Raw genomic sequence first — 18345 nt, 5'->3', positions numbered from 1 at the left:
ATGTAAAAAACGAATGTAAACATTATCTGATATTCAGTGTTGGAGGGGATGGATATGAATATCATAGATCCATCTAGACGCGAAATTTGGCAGCGCTTTGTTCGTGAAGGAATTTTGGACCATGCAAGGATGAATAAAAGAATTGCAGAATCATGGCATCTCTGCCGCCAGAAAAATGTGAACCCCTATGACGGAAAAGGAAAGATGATTTTAGAGCCGCATTTGCTGGCAGAAAGAAAAAAGCGGAATCAACGATTGCTTCATATTGCCGTACCTATTTTAGAAAAGCTGCAAAAATATTTTCAAGAAACCAAGTCTATTTTTCTTCTTGTCGATCGAGAAGGATATGTTTTATATGCAAAGGGACATAAACAAACAATGAAAATGGCTGAAGGAATAAAATTTGTGGAAGGTGTAAAGTGGACAGAAGATGAAGTCGGGACAAATGCCATTGGCACATCTTTGCGAATCCATGAGCCTATTGCGATTGTTGGCTTAGAACATTATTCCGTTGCTTCCCATCAATGGGTTTGTTCCGCAACACCTATTTATGACGAAAAGAGAGAACTTGTCGGAATTATCGATGTTTCTTACCCCATCAATCATTATCCGTTTCACGACCATGTTTTAGCCACTGTGGTTGCCGCGGCATATACCATCGAGCAACGATTCCACATTCAAGCAAAAGAAGATGAATTGGAGTTGTTTAAGTATAGTCGTAATATGGAAAATACAAATTCCCCTGTGGTGATATGCAATCATAAAGGGCGTATTGTCTGGGTGAATCATTGTTTGCGCTCTTCCTTTTCAAACATGCTTGATCGATCGCTGGAAGATGTTTGTGGCGATCATTGGATTATCAAATCCCAAACTCCCATTTATTCTTCTATTCATCATGATATTATTGGTTATCAAGTTACGATTCAAAAGACAAAAAATAATGATTTTAAATTTGTTTCTACGACATTTCATTTTGAAGGAGTAACCGGTAGGAGCAAATCATTTGCAAATGTAATAAAAAGTTGTGAAAAGGTAGCGAAAACAGATGCCACTGTTTATATCACCGGAGAAACGGGAACAGGGAAAGAATTGATTGCTCGCGCTATTCACCAAAACAGTGCCAGAAAAAACGGCCCGTTTGTTGCGATTAATTGCGGTGCGATACCAAAGGAACTAATTGGCAGCGAACTGTTTGGTTATGTAGAGGGGGCATTTACGGGAGCGAAACGTACGGGACATAAAGGAAAATTTGTCCAAGCAAACGGTGGAACCATTTTTCTCGATGAAATTGGCGAAATACCTTTGGAAATGCAAATTGCGCTTTTAAGGGTTTTGCAGGAAAGGGAAGTCATTCCTATTGGCGGAACGAAACCAATTCCTATTGACGTGAGAGTAATAACAGCGACACACTGCGATTTATATCAATTAGTAAGAGAAGGAAAGTTAAGGGAAGATTTATTTTATCGCATTTATGTATATCCGATTAAAGTTCCGGCGTTAAGAGAACGAAAAGAGGATATACCGTTTTTGATTCAGTACTATTGCCAAAAAAACAATTGGTCTGTTTCCTTTCCTGATGAAGTGATGCAACTATTTATGACCTATCATTGGCCAGGAAATATTCGAGAATTATTTAACGTGTTAGAGCGAGTTCGAATTGAATATGGAGATCATATTCCATCTATTCCGGAGCTCAAATCGATGTTCATTGGATGGGAAAGTCAGGGAGAAAATATGAAGTCAGATCAAGAAACTTTGTCCTATCGGGAACAGATTGAAAAAAATCATATTATGGATATGCTTCAAAAAACAAAAGGCGATATTGCTAGAGCGGCAGCTGAGTTGAATATTCCTCGCAGTACATTTTACCGAAAATTAAAGAAGTATCATTTGATATGAGACAAAATGAGAAAGAATGAGAAAAAATGAGATTAGTTAAAATTTAATTTTTTAAAAACGCTTACAACAATATTGTTGTAAGCGTTTTTTTTGTTGGCACATTACTTGCATGGTTAGAAAATGAGAAGAATTCACTTTAATTAAGGAGGATGGAAGCATGACAGTGACAAAGCCAGAATCCAAGAGTATTACGAAAGAAAGAGCAAAGTGGATGTATCAGAAAATGTGTGAAATTCGTCAGTTTGAGGACAAAGTTCACGAAATCTTCAGCAAAGGTATTTTGCCAGGATTTGTTCATTTATATGCCGGCGAGGAAGCAGTAGCTGTAGGAGTTTGTGCTCATTTGAATGAAAAAGACTATATTACGAGTACACACCGCGGGCACGGCCACTGTATTGCAAAAGGTTGCGACTTGAATGGAATGATGGCGGAGATTTACGGAAAAGCAACAGGATTATGCAAAGGAAAAGGGGGATCCATGCATATTGCCGATGTGGAAAAAGGAATGCTTGGTGCTAACGGAATAGTCGGTGGCGGGTTTCCTCTGGCGGTCGGAGCTGGTTTGACGGCGAAATTGAAGAAAACAGGTGCTGTGACCATTTGTTTCTTTGGCGATGGAGCGAATAACCATGGCACATTTCATGAAGGAATCAATCTTGCGGCTATTTGGAAACTGCCGGTTGTTTTTGTCGCGGAAAACAATGGTTATGCTGAAGCAACTCCTTTTGAATACGCATCGAGCTGCAAAAACATTGCAGACCGGGCGGCCGCTTATAACATTCCGGGAGAGATTGTTGACGGCAAAGATGTCATTGCCGTATATGAAGCGGCAGAAAGAGCAATAACACGAGCTCGCAATGGGGAAGGACCAACTTTAATTGAATGTAAAACATATCGAAATTATGGCCATTTTGAAGGGGATGCACAAACGTATAAACCATCGGAAGAAAAAGAAAAACATTTAAAAGAGTTAGATGCCATCGTAAGATTTCGCAACTATATTCTTTCCAATCAGCTGTTATCAGAACAAGAACTATTGGAAATAGAACAGAATGTAGCAGAAGCGATTGAGAGAGCGGTAGATTTTGCGGAAAAAAGCCCATTCCCATCGGAAGAAGATCTTTTAAAAGATGTCTATGTATCCTATTAATCATAAAAGTTAGGAGGTAAAAACCATTATGACAAGAACAATTTCTTTCTCACAAGCAATTAATGAAGCGATGAAGCTTGCGATGCGCAAAGATGAAAATGTTATTTTGATGGGAGAAGATGTTGCTGGCGGTGCGGCTGTAGATCACTTGCAAGATGATGAAGCTTGGGGAGGAGTAATGGGTGTAACAAAAGGTCTCGTTCAAGAGTTTGGAAGAGAAAGAGTATTAGATACGCCGATTGCGGAAGCTGGGTATATTGGTGCAGCTGTTACAGCGGCGGCAACGGGGTTAAGACCGATTGCAGAATTGATGTTTAATGATTTTATCGGAAGTTGTTTAGATGAAGTAATGAACCAAGCAGCAAAACTTCGTTATATGTTTGGCGGAAAAGCGAAAGTGCCTTTAACCATACGAACGATGCACGGTGCTGGATTTCGCGCGGCCGCACAACATTCACAAAGCTTATATGCGCTTTTTACCCATATACCAGGGTTAAAAGTCGTTGTTCCTTCTACCCCGTCTGATGCAAAAGGCCTTTTACTTGCCTCTATTTTTGATGATGATCCGGTCATCTTTTTTGAAGATAAAACACTTTATAACATGAAAGGAGAAGTGGAAGAAGGATTTTATACCATTCCTCTTGGAAAAGCAGATATTAAAAGAGAAGGCAGTGATTTGACCATTGTGGCGATCGGAAAACAAGTGCATACGGCCTTAAAGGCAGCGGATATGTTGAAAACAAGAGGACTGGAAACAGAAGTCATTGATCCAAGAACGTTGTCCCCGCTGGATGAGGAAACAATTTTATCTTCTGTAGCTAAGACAGGACGATTGATTATCATTGATGAAGCAAATCCGAGATGCAGTGCAGCGACAGATATTTCTGCTCTTGTAGCAGATAAAGGGTTTGATTATTTAGATGCTCCGATTAAGATGATTACTGCTCCGCATTGTCCTGTTCCGTTTTCACCAACATTAGAAGATCTTTACTTGCCAACTCCAGAAAAAGTGCTTCAGGCAGTAGCTGAAATGATAGGAGATGAAACGATTGTAGCAGTTTAATAAATTCAAGCGTGTTGCTAAAAGCAATTTTGAGCAACACGCATTCCTTGTATCAATCGAAAAAGGGGAGAGATAGGAATGGCGGTTGAAATCTTCATGCCAAAGCTAGGAATGAGCATGAAAGAAGGCACGGTGGTAGAGTGGTTAAAGAAAAAAGGAGATAAGGTGAAAAAAGGGGAATCGGTCGTTGTTATTAGCTCTGATAAGATTGAGACAGATATTGAAGCACCGCAAGATGGGGTGTTATTAGAGATCCTTGTCGAACAAGATGAAACGGTGGAAGTAGGGAAAGTAATTGGCTACATTGGCCAGGAAGGAGAAGAAGCGGGTGATCAGTCCAATGAAGCACCGCAAGAAACACCACAACAAGCAATGCAAGAAGTAGCCGTGTCTGTTGGAACCATCGAACCAAAAGCAATATTAAGACAAACATCTAGACATATGTTGCGCGTTTCTCCTGCCGCTAGAAAATTAGCTCGCGAAGCGGGAATCGATTTAAGCAATATTAAAGGTTCGGGTCCAAAGGGACGAATAACAAAAGCAGATGTAGAAAAAGCCATTCAACTAAAACAAGCATCCTTACAGCCAGTGAGCGAGAAGCAAATGATCGAAGAAACAGGCCAGATAACGATCGCAGAAACAAGCCAGATCACAACGGAACAAAAAGGCGTCACCGTAAAACCGGTAACCGGCATGCGAAAAGTAATTGCCACAAGAATGTTTGCAAGCCTGCAGCAAACGGCTCAGCTAACGATTCATATGAAAGTAGATGTGACAGAATTGCTTGAATTACAGAAAAAACTAAGGGAAGAGCTGCAAGACGAACCGGATATAAAACTTACAATCACCGATTTTATCGCACGGGCAACAGTTTTAGCATTATGTGCCCATAAACAAATGAACAGTCTTTATCAAAATGGGAATATTCATACGTATGATTCCGTGCATTTAGGAATTGCAGTCGCATTGGAGAACGGTCTAGTCGTTCCGGTCATCCCTTATGCAGAGAAACTTTCTTTAAAAGAAATTTCGAAAAAAATTAAGGAATTGAGCGTACGGGCAAGGGAAGGAAAATTAAGCAGTGAGGAAATGAAAGGTTCTACTTTTACGATTACAAGTCTCGGTGCATATGGTGTTGAATTTTTTACACCAGTATTAAATCCGCCGGAGGTAGGAATTCTTGGGGTAGGAACAGTCACAGATACTCCGGTTTTTGTAGGAGATGCTATTCAGAAGAGAAAGATTTTACCATTGAGTTTAACGTTTGATCATCAAGTGATAGACGGTGCACCGGCTAGTCAATTTCTTACTACCATTAAAAATTATCTGGAAAAGCCATATAAAATGTTATTGTAGCATGTATTATTTAGCTGGAAATGTTTTTATCACGGCGTTCGGGAAAGAAAGCAATCCAATTCGGATTGCTTTCTTTTTTTCTGATTGCCTTTCTTAAGTAGTTTTAACTTCATTTAAATAGCGCCGCTCGTTACAACAAATATCGGGCATCCAATGGCAACGAGCGCGATCATTATTATTCCATGATAACCGCTTATCCATTGTTTTTACATAAAAAGTGCTTCCAAGGATTTTGGAACAATCTCTCACCCTCCGCTTACCGGTGGGATAAAGGCAACGATATCGCCAGGCTGAAGTGTTTGATCATCGCGGGCATATTCCTCATTCACCGCGACCATCACTTGTTTCAGATCAATGTGATAACGCTTTTCTACTTCCTGCTTTAATGCATTTACCGTTTGAGGAACGTTAGGCAGCACAACGCGCTCCTCTCCAATTGCTTCCTGTAAATGCGCAAAAAAGAGCAGTGTGATCATTGTAAATCCTCTCCTTCCGGCTTTCCTGTTGGATACGCTTTCGTCCCTAATTGATTGCCAACCCATTCCGTTCCATCTTCCCAATGTTCTTTTTTCCAAATCGGAACGATTTGTTTAATGCGCTCAATCGCGTATCGGTTTGCCTCATACGCGTCGTTGCGATGCGGCGATGAAACGGCGATGGCGACAGCGATATCGCCGATATCCAGCCTGCCGATTCGGTGCGTAATCGCCACTTTCGTTTCCGGCCATTTTTCGCGAATTTCTGCCCCAATTTGCTCTAGCATTTTTTCCGCCATCGATACGTACGCTTCGTATTGTAAAAATAAGGTCCGCTTTCCGTTTGTCCATTCGCGCACCGTTCCCATGAACGTTGTCACCGCTCCGGCTTCGGGACGCATCACTTTTTTACCACATTCTCAATGGAAATCGGCTTGTCCGTAATCATAAAAAGACGTTCATTCATTGTTTTTCTCACCTCATTAACCAATGTAAGTCATTTTCTTCATCATTAATGAAAATAAAAGGATATGGAATAAAAGATAGCTGCAAAGAAGATTCCTACGTAATAATATGAGATAACTGTGCCAGCGAACCCCAATCTGTCTTAGTTTCGCAGCATGATTCATGTTTGCAGCCCTCGACAAACACGAAATCAAGCGGCAAAAGTTCATATTAATATTGGCTGCTGTTTTTTTTGTTTATTGCATGCTTGTTCCAACTATATGATATTATCAAATTTTTCTGTCAATTTTTCAACTAATTCTCCTAATATATTTTATTTCGCGTGTTCTTTATGAAACAGAAGCATCCCAATAAACAACAACCGGACTGCTCCACCAACGAGAAAGTCTAGTTTGTTTATCCGCCAATATAAGACATTTCAATTTTTTTTCGCGTTTTTGCTGTTTGCTCCGTCCGTTCATCCGAGTAGCGGTCTGTCCGCATGTTCCATGTCGATGCAATCATTTTCTTTATTTCTTCTTTATCGGCCCCGGAACGCAGTTTTTCTTTTAACGAAACGCCGCTTGCAGCAAACAAGCACGTATATAGCGTGCCACCGGCGGAAATGCGCGCCCGGGTGCAGCTTTGGCAAAACGATTCTGTCACAGAGGCAATAAAACCGACTTCCACGTTCGTGCCAACATAGCGGTAGCGGCTTGCCACCTCGCCGAAGTAGGCTTTTTCCACCGGCTCAAGCGGATGCATTTGCTGCAGGCGTTCATACATTTCTTTTTTCGTTACCACATGGGAAAAATCCCAGCCGTTTGTCGTGCCGACGTCCATATATTCAATAAAGCGGAGGGCAATGCCTCGTTCTTTAAAATAGTTCGCCATCGGAATGATTTGCGAGTCGTTCATTCCCTTTTTGACGACCATGTTCACTTTGACGCCAAGCCCCGCTTCCCGCGCTGCTTCAATCCCTTTTAACACCGGCTTGACCCCGACGCCAACCCCGTTCATCTTTTTAAATACTTCGTCATCTAACGCGTCCAGGCTGACATTGACGCGCTTGAGCCCCGCTTCTTTCAAACGTTTTGCCCATTTCACTAAATGAATCCCATTCGTAGTAAGAGCGATATCGCGAATGCCGGAAATGTGCGCCAGCCGTTCTACTAATAAGTCTAAGTCGCGTCTTAACAGCGGTTCTCCCCCGGTGATGCGAATTTTTTCCACCCCAAGTTCCGCAAAACTTTCCGCAAGCAGCACCATTTCCTCGATCGTTAATAATTCGTCTTCACGCAAAAAACGGAAATTCGGTCCGAATATTTCTGCAGGCATGCAATATACGCATCGGAAATTGCACTGGTCTATTACTGAAATGCGCAAATCGCGAAGCGGACGGTTCCACTGGTCGGCAATCACCGATTGACCTTTTCCCATACCGCCTCCTCCTTTCATTCAATTGGACTTAAAGATTCTCGCACATATAAGAAAAACAACGACATCATCATCATGGTCACCCATGCCTGCGCTAAATTCATTTCTCTCAATTCTATTGACACATAATGGCTGTCGAAATCGTTTGTGTCTTTCCTGGAATATTTCCCGCAAACATCAATGTAGCGCCGAATTCGTCAAGCTGAGGGAAAATGCAATATGATCGACGCATGAAACCTCGATAACCAAAATTCAATCGGTTAAAAATCTCTTTCAACAAAACTATGACATTTTCCTGTTTGCTATAGAAAATAAGAGATAATGTTACGACGTTACTCACATTGTAACCCATGATGATGTTGCAAAACTAGTGTAAAAAATCGAAGTTATTATATGGATGCAACATTATCACTGAAATCCGCACCATCTTGGCTGTTTCAGTTCGTCACTCTTTAATGACCCTGTTAAAAATAAATGTTGATTTTCGCGCCGTTCAGTTCCTTAAGGAGAAAAAGAAGTGAAACTGAGAAGAAGATCTTCGTATCATTGATCGCCAATTCGCAAAAGGAAGGTGAGTCATGCGGTTTTTATAACCTTATAACAGCTGATGCAAGTAAGATGAAAGTGATGAAAACAACTTCTTTCATTTTATTAAAACTTATTAAAACTCCTTCCTTTGTTTGAAAAGGAAGGAATTTTTATGAAAAGACGTGTAGAAGGGCGCGGCATGAAGTGGAGCATACGAAGTATCAAGTGATTAGCTGACAGATTATGGAATCCTGATGACTTATAACTTTTCATATGTTCCTGTTTATTTTACTGGTATCCAGATTTCGGAATAAAAATCAGGGCTCAAGGGATTTTCGTCTGTATATACTTCTAATGCTGGTGTGCCTGCATGCTCATAACTACTGGATGGAAGCCATTCTGAAAAAATTTGGTTCCATGCCTTCTGCATAGCATCTGGCATTGGCCCATGAACTTCAAATACAACCCATTTAGATGCGGGCACTTCAAATTTCAATAATCCGTTGGGGGTGTCACCATCATATTCTGTGGCTACCCAATAATCCATTACTTGCTTCGACTGTGTACCGCTATTAGTGACACATACCCCCAGCACACCTTTAATTTGACCATTGTTCAACTTCCATAATAAATCGACTGTTCCATCCTCATTAACTTCATCCCACAGTTTTGGAATATCTACAAGATTCTCCCCATTAACTAATGAAAATTCTCGCTTGATTCCTACTACTTGAAAACTATCTCTTTCAATAACTTTGTATTTCATTGGTTCTGCTCCTTTAAGGATGTTTTTTCATCAGGCTCTCTTTCCTTTAAAAGTAAGTGAGAAAAATCTTACCACGCTCCGAATTATCTTCTGTTTTTTATGAAATTCCATAAAAAACAAAAGATAATTCTTATTATGTTGCATTCGTCTACGTTTAGCCAATTCTCCAGCAAGTAAGTTTTCTGATCCTCTGCCATCCCAATTCCTAAACATAACAAATCATTTATAGTCATTAGTCTCTACTATACATTTATCTATAGTCATTAATCTCTACCGTACATTTTTACTAGAGAGACAAGAGTACATATTAGCGAAATTAGGTCTATTATCCAAGCCCTTTCTGATAGGGATGAATATAAATGTGGTAAATCCGATTGATAGGGTTAAATGGCTCAGACCCTTAAAAAACAGGGAGGAAGAATTATGAGTTTTGAAATTAAAATGACAATTTTCGTGTTCATCATGACGATGCTCGTCATCTTTTGGAGGCCAAGAGGCTTAAACGAAGCATGGCCGGCGTCGATTGGCGCGGGGATTATTCTACTAACAGGCATTGTATCCCGCAGTGATATTTTGGATATTATCCATAAAATCGCCGGCGCCTCGATTACCATTATCGCAACGATTGTCATGGCCGTCATCTTGGAAAGTTTCGGTTTTTTCCACTGGGCAGCGGCACGGCTTGCCAGTTTGGCCAAGGGTTCGGGCTATCGTCTATATTGGTACATTCAGCTGTTATGTTTTTTGATGACCCTTTTATTCAATAACGATGGCAGCATCCTGATTACGACCCCGATTTTAATTTTACTCCTAAAAAACCTCCGGCTAAAACCACACGAGCAGATTCCCTATCTCTTAAGTGGAGCATTGATCGCAACAGCTTCCAGCGCGCCGATTGGAGTAAGCAATATCGTTAATCTAATCGCATTGAAAATTGTGGATATGACGCTTTATATGCACACGGCCATGATGTTTGTGCCGGCAACGTTAGGGTTGTTGTTTATGTCTTGTCTGATGTACGTAGTAGTAAAGAATAAATTGCCAAAAACATTGCCAAATTTCTCCGATGATATAGAGGGAATCTTTTTTACTAAACATTTTCATCCATTGAAGAACACCATTTCCGTGGAAACGAAACGCAAACGCACCCAATTTATGTTGAAGGTCTTGCTGTTTGTCTTTGTGGTTCGTTGCCTGCTCTTTGTCGCTTCTTATTTCTCTATTCCCATTGAAATCGTTGCGGTGCTTGGATCATTCATCCTGCTGGTGTGGAGATGGTATCATTTGCGCACCAATTCCGTTGACATCTTGAAAAAGACTCCTTGGCACATTCTTATTTTTGCCTTCTCTATGTATGTCATTATTTACGGGCTCCATAACGCGGGGCTGACAGCGATGCTGGTGAAAATATGTGAACCGATTGTAAACCAGGGATTGTTCTACGCGAGCTTTATCATGGGGGGATTAGTGTCCGTTCTATCCAACTTCTTTAATAATCACCCCGCTTTAATGATCGGAACCATCACCTTGACGGAAATGGGATTGGATCCTATTACATTAAAGACGATCTATCTCGCCAACATTATTGGCAGTGACATGGGATCGTTGTTATTGCCGATTGGAACGCTTGCCTCCCTGATTTGGATGCACATCCTAAAACAAAATAAGATAAAAGTAACATGGAAAGATTATTTAAGCGTCTCGTTGATTGTCATACCATTCACAACCGTTGTCACATTGTTTTTACTATTCTATTGGGTGCAAATGGTTTTCGCCTAATGAAAACTAAATACCATATTCACGTTTACCTTTAAATACGAAAGCTCGGAGGGATTTTGTTGATTGAAAATTTAAAGGAGATTCTAGAAATTTACTTCGATCAAAGGATGCGCTCATTAAGTTTAAGAACATTTTAGAACCTACTATTGAACAAGCAAAAGATGCCCATGAACGTCTTTATTGGCACCATATTTACGAAGAGGAAGAGCATCGTTTGGACCGTTTGAAGGCGCTATTGCCGAAACTGCAAGCGCAAGTGCAAAACAAGTCTTCTCTTTATTTTGCACTGGTCGGAAAAGGGACAGGCTGGCTGTATTTCATGCAGGCGGTCATGCTCGGAATCATCTGGGCGGCTGTTTTTTCCACACAAGGGACATTATTCTCTGAGCTGTTTCCAACCAAAGTCCGTTATACTGGGTTATCGGTTGGTTATCAGTTTGCCGCGGCCATTGTACAAAGGTGGAGAAAAACAAGGCAGAAGTATTTTCTTTTCTACTGTTTTTCATACGCTATTTGGTAGTATTTTCTTTCAAAATTAGCTAAAATAATTATATAAATCTTACATTTCGCAACTGTAATTTTTGGTGAAGTGGTAGTCTATTCGTGAGGCATGAACCTCCTTGTGGAATGGTATGGTGGCTAACCAAGAGATCGGGTTCATGTCTCTTTTTTTATTGGTCTGTAGAGAGACTGATCCAGTATAGTTTTTTATTGAATTGCTAGTTCTACTCGCGCGTTCTTTAGCGTGGATTTGATGAAGCGATTAACAGTCCGAAAGAAATCCAAATATGGAATTTTTCTTCTTTGTGACATGATTCGACAATATTTAAATAGAAAATGCTGATAGAATAATACATGAAGAAAGGATTGAAATCTATGGAAGCCGTATTAGTTTCATCATTAGAAGAGGTACTAGAAAATGTAAAACAGTTTAATAAAGATTTGCAAAATGAAACAGATATTGTTCAACAACTAACACAATTCAAACATTGGTATTACATTTCTGATTTGCAAGCTTTCGGTCCAAGCAAATATATAGGATATAAAGATATGAATACCGTCAAATATGCAAGAGGAAAAGGAAAAACAGGAATAGATACGGAAAAAGTGTTGAAGCAATGGTTTGTGAAGCTTCCAAAAGAATCTATTCGCAGCCAAGAATTGATGAGAGAGCTGGAAAAATTGCTTGAGCAATATGGAAAGAAAGTCCGCAGTAATGCGGTTATCCATGTATTAAAAAGAGAAGGGGGATGAAGTAAAGATGAAAATCGCACTAATTAGTTGTACGAAAAAAAAGAGAAGTTATTCTTGTGCGGCAAAGGAAATGTATGAATCATCTTCTTTATTTACCAAAGCGGTAGCATTTGTCGAGAAAAAAGGATATGACGATTGGTTTATTCTTTCCGCTAAATATGGATTGCTTCCAAAGGACATGGTCATTGATCCGTATGATGTGACGCTCAATCAAATGAAAGCGCCAGAAATAATAGCGTGGTCAGAGAAAGTATTTCAACAACTAAAAGCGATCCATCCAACAGAAGTCGATTTTTTCGCCGGCAAAAAATATCGGCATTATCTCATTCCAATGCTTGAAAGTCAAGGAATAAGATGCCGGGTACCGTTGCAAGGCATGAAAATCGGCGAACAACTCGAGTTTTATAATAAAGCGCTAAATGAAATTCATTCGTAGATAAGCGGATCGTTTCTTTTGTGTTCGTTTTTCCTTTCCTAAAGAGGCTCATTGTCAAAATACAACGATTATGGGGTAAAACTAATTGGATATATTTCAGTTAAAGATACCAACAACCATAAAAAATTGCCATACTACGATGAGAAGAAATAAAATAGCAAACAGTTTGTCCAGCAATAATGGCATACGGGATAAAATTTGTTGAATATAATAACAAAAACCAAGCATAAATAATCCATAATACTTATAAAAATAATCTAATACACTTTTTGGTTTAGCTTTGACAGCTGCATCATAATAAAAAAAGACAAGACGTTGGAAAAGGACAGATATTAATGCGAACATTATATTAGATGCTAGCCAAAATTGTACATAAGTACTAGGGTAAGGAATGTTGGCTGGGAGAAAATTAAAGAAACTAGGGTAAAAATGATAAATGCAATAGCCATCCCCACCCATTCATTTCTTTCCCGTTTTTTTGTTATAGCCTGAATGATGCGATGTATGCTCAGTGTTGGTAGGTTAGGGACAAAGCAAGAGGGAAGAAACAGTAAAATAAAGAAAAGTTCAAAACCAGAGAAAAACGTGGAAAAGGTTACAAATGCATTATTTGTCCACTGATTTTTGTTGATTAGAAATAGAAATATAATGAATAAGAGAAAAAGGTGACTTTGCAAAAAGAAGCGAATGCCTCTTTTCAACGAAAATATTTCCGTTTCTTTATTTACTGGTGAGTTTGATTGTTGTTTGGCTTGAGAATGTGGAAGTCCATTTCTCATGGTATATATCTCCTTTTTGTTATCAATTATCATCTATTTGACAGTTATGACTAGCTTTCTGTCCTTAATTGAAAAAGTCTACAATAAATTTTTTTGCATTTGAAAATGAATTAGATATTGCTTCGTTTGCACTATCCCAAAACTCTTCAGTATCTTCAACACGCTCTTCAACCCATCGACCAGCTGTTTCTCCCCAGTCTTTTACAGTATCTTCAACAAACAACGAGCCAACAAAGCCGACCGTTGCGCCGATAGCACCGTCGATAAAAGTTCCTACACCAGGAGCGACCATTGATCCTATCAGTGCCCCAGTAGACGTTAATGCTGCGACACCTGCGTCAAGCCCTAATCCTGCTATAAACCTTTCAGTCTTTTCGAACATAGACTTGTTTTGATTCGTGTCACTAAAAAATTCGCCACTGTTTGTAATAACTGAGAAAAAGACAGCTATATACGGAATTTTAAATTGTGTGGCTGTTTTGCTAACGTCTATTTGAACTTTATATTGCTTTATTAAATTTTTATCAAAGGCCAGTATTTTATGATGTTGTTCTACGATTTTCCCAAAACTGATTCTATTTGTTTTCCCATGCAAACCGATAAGCTCACGTAAAACACCGCTTGGAGTATTGTGATATTTTGCTAAAGCTCTTTTAATGATATTGCTAGAGTTTTTATCTCCTTTTTCCAATAATTGATAGATTCTTTCTGCAAGCTTTGATTCGTATTTTTTATTTGCTCCTTTTACCCACGCTGGCGATGTTTTGATAATAAAATTTCCTTTCGCATCTTTCGCTAAAGTTAATAAACCGGTACCGAGAACGTGAACTGCAAGTAATCCTTTTGCAACAGTAAGCCCGCCGTTGAATTTGCCAAGGGAATCCAGCCAGTCAGCGACGGCGCCCACAAAAGTGGAATCTCCATATTCATTCATCTTCCTTCAAAATAACTACTGTTTATAGAAAATATGGAATTCATTATATATTTTACACAGCGTTTGTTTTCCAAGAAATATGAAACAGGAAAATTAAGGATTTGGAATCATTTTATTCGTAAAAATATGATAAAAAATACTTATTTGAATTTTGAAAAATCTGTTCAATCAGCCTGTATTTATAAAAGAAACGCGCTTGGGTGGGGAGATTTTGTGTGTCCGGTACGGGGGAGATATTCTATAGGAGGATGGTCCCGAGCCGTGAAGGCAGAATCAGCTGCTAATCTAGCGCAAGGGTGTCCGTGGCAACGCGGAATCGGAAGGGAGCGGGCGGCAAACTTTCGGACTGAGGAAACTGAGGAATATGAACTTCATAGGAGGCCAGGTATTATTCAACAAAACAAAGCTCTTTTTATCGAAGGTGATGCCGAGTAAATCAAGCAGACGTATACTAAACGATACGTACGGTGGTGTGAGACGGCCAGGAGCATCCTAAGGACAATTGCTAATGTTGTATCATAAAAGGTTTTTAAGCTGTCTTATATGATTACAAGATTTTATCTAACAAATGACTAAAGTTGGGTTATAATTTAGATAAAAAATAAAAGCAAGGAGCACGAATATGAACAAATGTCTTCTATCTGTATCTGCACTTAGTTTTCTTCTGTTTCTTGCCATATGGGCCGCGGTGGAATCGGAAGCAACCAATGCGATGGATGAGCGGCTGCTGCAAATGTTTGATTCATGGGACTGGTTGGATGGCTTTACGATATTAGGCTATGGCTATTTCATCGGCATTGCGAGCATCCTGCTAGTGTTGTTTTTATGGCTTCGCAAGCGCGATTATTACGGCATGGTGCTTGTGTTGGTCGCTGTCGGCGGCGGTTACGGGCTGAACACGTTCATTAAGGATCTTGTCGGGCGGGCGCGGCCGCCATTTGCGCAAGGGGTGCACGGGTTTAGCTTTCCAAGCGGCCACGCGATGGTCGGCAGCATTTATTTATTGTTGATCGCGTACTTTCTAAGCAAAGAAGTAAAGAAAGCATCCCAACGGTGGGTGATTTTTTTCATTTTCGGCCTTCTTGCGCTATTGACAGGGCTTAGCCGTCTAAGCCTTCAAGTTCACTATCCGTCTGACGTTTTGGCAGGGTTTTTGTTGGCTTGTGCGTATCTTTCGATTTGTGTTGCTGTTTATCAACGTTTGAAAAGGAATTTTCCTCGTGTTTCAATGGTTGGAATGAAACCGAAACATGACTCATGACCGAGTAAAAGCGAGAAAAGGCTGTGGTCCTCAGGAAAAAACAGAAGCGTTTGCTTCTGTTTTTTATGTTTCTTGTCGTTTCGGTATGGTAGAATGAAAAAACAGACTATTCTTATTATTTCTGACTGAATGAGCTGGATAGTTGCTTTATGATGGAGATTATGCAAATCTGACTTTACGGATGCTTGGCTATTTAGATTATTCCGTATAGAGATTTAGGCTGTTTATGAACACAACATATCGATGCGTTCTCATAAAATGATTATGATAAACGCTTTCGAAAAAGATTTGGGGGGAAAGTCGTGACGGAACGGGTTGTAAAGACGGGATACTTATTAGGTGTGGCATTGATCCTATCCGCTGTTATTTATTTTTTTGCTTCCAATTGGCAAGGAATGGATCGTTTAGAAAAGGTAGGGTTAAGCATCGGGCTCATGTGGCTGTTTTACGGAACAAGCGCGATTTTCGCGTATGGCATGAAGCGTCATGATTTTTTGGGAAGGTGGTTCTTTGTCGCTGGGGCGGTGGCGTTTGGAATTACGATGGCGCTCATCGGGCAAATTTATAATTCGCACGCGGACAGCTACTGGTTATTTTTCATTTGGCTCGTTCCAACCGTCGTATTGGCGTGGCTGACAAAGTACGAATTGCTTTCTGTCCTTAGTGTTGTACTGATGGAGCTGACGTTCTGGTTTTATTATTTTCCGTCTTCTTATGGAATTGTAAGAGGAGAATGGGAATCTTTTTTGATACTGCTGCTGTTTGCGATTGTAAATGGAGTCGTGTTCGTCTTTCATCGATCTGCCATCGTATCGTATCTTGCGTACGCTGCGATGCATGGCTGGCTGTTTGTCATTTACTTTCATAAGCTTGCTTATCATTATGTTGAATGGTGGCCGTATGTTTATGTGCTTTTATTGATCGGTTTCTTTTACTACTTTTTCGCGGTGGCGAAAAGGCGCATTTATGTATTGTTAACGAGTTTATTTGCGGGGGCATTTCTTGTTGTAGAATATTTTCGTTTTGTTGGTGAGCATTTTGAAACGGGATTTTTGCTTGGCGGGTTAGTTCTTTCAGCAGCGATTGTGTACGCAAGCGTATATTTGTTGAGACGAGTGAAAAACATTTCCAGTGAAGGGGAAAAAGGCCGTATTTTTCTTATTGTCTTTCAAGTCATTGTCACGTTTGTTGCTTCATTGATTGCGATTGCAAGCATTATGGGGCTTCTCGCGATATGGACGGAATCGCCTTCGATGAATTTGTTATTTGCGGCATCGGTCATCGGGTTTGTTATGCCTGCGATGTGGGGGCGGGACTGGAATCCGGCAGTACGATATACGTTGCTTGCGACCGGTTACGGTTTAGGGGCGATAACGGCATCGGAAATATCGACGGTTTTGCTTACCGCCTACAGCATCGTTCTTCTTGTATGCTATCTATTATCCGCTGAAGCGGGAATTCGATCGCTTACGAATATGGCTTTATCATTATATACAGCGATGATCATGGATCATTGGACGGATGAAGCACGTCTTGCCTTGCTTGTTGTCGTTGTATTGAACGTATGCCTTTATTTGTTTCTCCAACGAAAAAAAGAATCTCGTCTATTGCCGCTCACGTTAGGACTAGGAGCGTTTCTATTAACAAGCATAGACTTCTTTGAAGCAGATGTTTGGTATGTGATCGCCAATGCATTTTTTGCAGTAACGATCATCGCTCTCCTTTTTGCGCCGCCTATTCAAAAAGAACGTTACGAGCATTTGATCGTTTGGGGTTATTTTTGGCTGTTTCTTTTTTTCAAGTATTATGAATTCGCTTGGGATTTGTTGGATAAATCGATGAGTCTGCTACTTGCGGGACTTTTGTTTTTCATCGGAACAGCGGTGCAGGAAAAACGAAAAGGGCTGCTTCGTCCTAGTGACACTCGCAAGTTGTATCGCAAATGGGCGCCTTTATTGGTTGCCATCGCGGCGCAAACGATATTTGCCGGTTATGTTGTATGGGATAAGGAACAACATTTGCGCAATGGAGAAGTGGTAAAGCTCGAACTAGAACCAATTGATCCGCGTTCCTTATTGCAAGGGGACTATGTCCGTCTTCGCTATGATATTTCGACGATTCCGCATATAGACGGACGCGGCAAAGTGCAGGTCGTCTTGCGGAAGGATAACGATGGCGTGCATCGGTTTGTACACGTATATTCGATGAACGGGAAAAAACAAGAAGGATACGTTCGGCAAGAAGGAGATGTGTTAGTAAACGGAACGCTTTATGGCAATACGATTGTTTACGGCATCGAATCTTACTTTGTACCAGAGGGTGAGGGAATGAATTTGCAAGAACGGACGCGCTTTGCGTACGTGCGAGTTAGCGAAACAGGTGATGCGTTGTTGGAGGAGGTTCGCGGCCAATAAGACAGGAGTGATTCAGCTCCTGTTTTTTGTAGGCAAAAAAGTTTATAGTTAGAGATCTTTTTTTCTGTATAGGCTAATAATTTAGGTGATAGGGGAATCACAAACAGAATTATTATTCTCCTTTTCACAAAGTTTTTTTATGTATTTTGATGGGCTGATTCAAAAGCATAAATTGCTTTGGGATCGGTCTTTTTCTTTTTTATCATGAATGATTAAAAGGAAAATTATGAAAATTTTCCTATATAAAATTGGGTGCAAGGTGGTATATACAACTATACCATAAACTGATATTCTATTATCAAAAAATGAAAACCCTTCCAACATCTCTGCTTCAACATTGGCTCCTGCTTTTTTCGCCTCAAGACAATG

General features: G+C 40.2%; 15 protein-coding genes and 3 pseudogenes. 11 read left to right on the top strand and 7 right to left on the bottom strand.

Going from position 1 to position 18345, the window contains the following annotated elements; all coding sequences use genetic code 11:
- Nucleotides 1-54 precede the first annotated feature (54 nt).
- The 4 genes from FNL97_RS10605 (at nucleotide 55) to FNL97_RS10590 (ending at nucleotide 5468) form a co-directional block, all read left to right on the top strand.
- Nucleotides 55-1899: a sigma-54-dependent Fis family transcriptional regulator gene (locus FNL97_RS10605; protein WP_062755407.1), complete on the top strand. Its 1845-nt coding sequence runs from the start codon at nucleotides 55-57 to the stop codon at nucleotides 1897-1899.
- A gap of 157 nt (nucleotides 1900-2056) precedes the next feature.
- Nucleotides 2057-3049 (top strand): thiamine pyrophosphate-dependent dehydrogenase E1 component subunit alpha, encoded by a 993-nt coding sequence (locus tag FNL97_RS10600; protein ID WP_062679381.1) that lies wholly within the window; start codon nucleotides 2057-2059, stop codon nucleotides 3047-3049.
- 28 nt (nucleotides 3050-3077) lie between these two features.
- Nucleotides 3078-4112 (top strand): alpha-ketoacid dehydrogenase subunit beta, encoded by a 1035-nt coding sequence (locus tag FNL97_RS10595; RefSeq protein ID WP_062679382.1) that lies wholly within the window; start codon nucleotides 3078-3080, stop codon nucleotides 4110-4112.
- A 78-nt stretch (nucleotides 4113-4190) separates the two neighbouring features.
- Complete coding sequence (locus tag FNL97_RS10590; protein ID WP_062679383.1) at nucleotides 4191-5468, top strand: dihydrolipoamide acetyltransferase family protein; 1278 nt, start codon at nucleotides 4191-4193, stop codon at nucleotides 5466-5468.
- Nucleotides 5469-5713: 245 nt separating this feature from the next.
- Here the strand turns inward: FNL97_RS10590 and moaD are convergent, their stop codons facing one another.
- From moaD to FNL97_RS10560, 5 genes and pseudogenes are all read right to left on the bottom strand, one after another.
- The gene (moaD, locus tag FNL97_RS10585; protein ID WP_015863661.1) at nucleotides 5714-5944 is read right to left on the bottom strand and encodes a molybdopterin converting factor subunit 1; all 231 of its coding nucleotides are present in this window, start codon (nucleotides 5942-5944) and stop codon (nucleotides 5714-5716) included.
- A pseudogene (locus FNL97_RS10580) lies at nucleotides 5941-6410 on the bottom strand (molybdenum cofactor biosynthesis protein MoaE). The gene moaD and the pseudogene FNL97_RS10580 overlap by 4 nt, the downstream one beginning before the upstream one ends.
- Before the next feature lie 395 nt (nucleotides 6411-6805).
- Nucleotides 6806-7828, bottom strand: coding sequence for a GTP 3',8-cyclase MoaA (gene moaA, locus FNL97_RS10570; protein WP_143415753.1), 1023 nt, complete (start codon nucleotides 7826-7828; stop codon nucleotides 6806-6808).
- A gap of 118 nt (nucleotides 7829-7946) precedes the next feature.
- A pseudogene (locus FNL97_RS18895) lies at nucleotides 7947-8027 on the bottom strand (molybdate ABC transporter permease subunit); the annotation flags it as partial.
- Nucleotides 8028-8636: 609 nt separating this feature from the next.
- Entirely contained in the window at nucleotides 8637-9119 is a 483-nt protein-coding gene (locus FNL97_RS10560; protein WP_015863664.1) for a GyrI-like domain-containing protein, read from the bottom strand.
- Nucleotides 9120-9542: 423 nt separating this feature from the next.
- Here FNL97_RS10560 and FNL97_RS10555 point away from each other — a divergent pair, with 423 nt between their 5' ends.
- From FNL97_RS10555 to FNL97_RS10540, 5 genes and pseudogenes are all read left to right on the top strand, one after another.
- Complete coding sequence (locus FNL97_RS10555) at nucleotides 9543-10898, top strand: arsenic transporter (RefSeq protein WP_062677889.1); 1356 nt, start codon at nucleotides 9543-9545, stop codon at nucleotides 10896-10898.
- Nucleotides 10899-11013: 115 nt separating this feature from the next.
- A pseudogene (locus tag FNL97_RS18890) lies at nucleotides 11014-11112 on the top strand (IMEF encapsulin system ferritin-like cargo protein); the annotation flags it as partial.
- Complete coding sequence (locus FNL97_RS18150) at nucleotides 11113-11418, top strand: hypothetical protein (RefSeq protein ID WP_041269632.1); 306 nt, start codon at nucleotides 11113-11115, stop codon at nucleotides 11416-11418.
- 356 nt (nucleotides 11419-11774) lie between these two features.
- The gene (locus tag FNL97_RS10545; protein ID WP_143415752.1) at nucleotides 11775-12152 is read left to right on the top strand and encodes a hypothetical protein; all 378 of its coding nucleotides are present in this window, start codon (nucleotides 11775-11777) and stop codon (nucleotides 12150-12152) included.
- Nucleotides 12153-12159: 7 nt separating this feature from the next.
- Nucleotides 12160-12588, top strand: a complete 429-nt coding sequence (locus tag FNL97_RS10540; RefSeq protein WP_143415751.1) for a DUF6884 domain-containing protein — start codon at nucleotides 12160-12162, stop codon at nucleotides 12586-12588.
- Nucleotides 12589-12944: 356 nt separating this feature from the next.
- Here the strand turns inward: FNL97_RS10540 and FNL97_RS18485 are convergent, their stop codons facing one another.
- Both FNL97_RS18485 and FNL97_RS10530 read right to left on the bottom strand, forming a co-directional pair.
- On the bottom strand, nucleotides 12945-13367 hold the full coding sequence (locus FNL97_RS18485) for a hypothetical protein (protein ID WP_235603580.1): 423 nt from the start codon (nucleotides 13365-13367) through the stop codon (nucleotides 12945-12947).
- 64 nt (nucleotides 13368-13431) lie between these two features.
- A complete protein-coding gene (locus FNL97_RS10530) occupies nucleotides 13432-14301 on the bottom strand; it encodes a hypothetical protein (protein WP_286173354.1) in 870 nt (289 codons plus the stop codon).
- Between the two features lie 622 nt (nucleotides 14302-14923).
- Between FNL97_RS10530 and FNL97_RS10525 the strand changes: the two genes are divergently transcribed.
- Together FNL97_RS10525 and FNL97_RS10520 are read left to right on the top strand one after the other, a co-directional pair.
- Nucleotides 14924-15562, top strand: a complete 639-nt coding sequence (locus tag FNL97_RS10525; RefSeq protein WP_143415750.1) for a phosphatase PAP2 family protein — start codon at nucleotides 14924-14926, stop codon at nucleotides 15560-15562.
- Nucleotides 15563-15864: 302 nt separating this feature from the next.
- A complete protein-coding gene (locus FNL97_RS10520; RefSeq protein WP_143415749.1) occupies nucleotides 15865-17976 on the top strand; it encodes a GDYXXLXY domain-containing protein in 2112 nt (703 codons plus the stop codon).
- The last annotated feature ends 369 nt before the right edge of the window (nucleotides 17977-18345 follow it).

This window comes from Geobacillus sp. E263 (assembly GCF_007197795.1).
Classification (GTDB): Bacteria; Bacillota; Bacilli; order Bacillales; family Anoxybacillaceae; genus Parageobacillus_B; species Parageobacillus_B toebii.
Note: the sequence above shows the minus strand (reverse complement) of the source record. Positions and strands in the feature narration are given on the sequence as shown.